Raw genomic sequence first — 1,068 nt, forward strand, 5'->3', positions numbered from 1 at the left:
TTTTCATGGCGGTGTGGGTGCCCTTGATCTTGGCGAAGTTCAGTGCGCCTGCGTTACAGCCGGTGATCAGGCCGCCCGGGAAGTGCATTTTCGGCAGGGCGTTAAAGCCACCTTTGGTGACTGCACGAGCGCCGTAGGATACACGTTTGCCGCCTTCGAGGTATTGCGCCAGGACCGGGTGGTGCTTGAGGGTCTGGAATTCATCGTACGGGCTCAACCAGGGGTTTTTGTAGTTGAGGTCGATGATCAAACCCACGACAACCTGGTTGTTTTCGGCGTGGTACATAAAGAAGCCACCTCCGGTGCCGTCTTTACCAGCGCCCTTCAGCGGCCAGCCTGCACCGTGCAGTACCAGGCCTTCCTTGTGTTTGGCCGGGTCGATGTCCCACAGTTCCTTGATGCCGATGCCGTAGTGCTGGGCATCGGAATGTTTGTCCAGTTCAAATTGGCTGTACAGCTGTTTGCCCAGATGGCCACGACAGCCTTCGGCGAAGATGGTGTATTTGCCCAGCAGGTTCATGCCCGGGGTGTACATGCCGTCTTTTGGCTTGCCTTCGGCGTCTACGCCCATGTCGCCGGTGGCGACACCGGCAACCGAGCCGTCGTCGTTGTAGACGATTTCTGCCGCAGCAAAGCCCGGGTAGATTTCAACGCCCAGTTCTTCGGCCTGGGTGGCCAGCCAGCGGCACAGGTTACCCACGCTGACGATGTAGTTGGCGTCACCGCTGGGGGTGTGGCCGGCGGCGTTGTGCATGGTTTTGGGAACCGCAAAGCCTGGCAGTTTGACCGCCGCCTGTTCGTCTTTCAGCAGGTAGAGTTCGTCGTGGGTCACCGGGGTGTTCAGTGGTGCGCCCTTTTCTTTCCAGTCTGGGATCAGTTCGTCCAGCGCACGGGATTCAATCACCGCACCGGACAGGATGTGGGCACCGACTTCGGAGCCTTTTTCAACCAGACAGATGCTGAGTTCCTGACCGGCTTCCTGGGCCAGTTGGGCCAGACGAATGGAAGCGCTCAGGCCGGATGGGCCTGCACCAACAATGACGACGTCATAGGCCATGGATTCGCGTT

At 59.1% G+C, this 1,068-nt stretch carries 1 protein-coding gene; it reads right to left on the reverse strand.

Annotated elements, in window-relative coordinates:
• On the reverse strand, positions 1-1,068 hold a 1,068-nt coding region (locus K6123_RS23075; protein WP_246624987.1), incomplete at both ends, for an NAD(P)/FAD-dependent oxidoreductase.

The sequence above is a fragment of the Oceanobacter mangrovi genome (assembly GCF_019740315.1).
Classification (GTDB): Bacteria; Pseudomonadota; Gammaproteobacteria; order Pseudomonadales; family Oceanobacteraceae; genus Oceanobacter; species Oceanobacter mangrovi.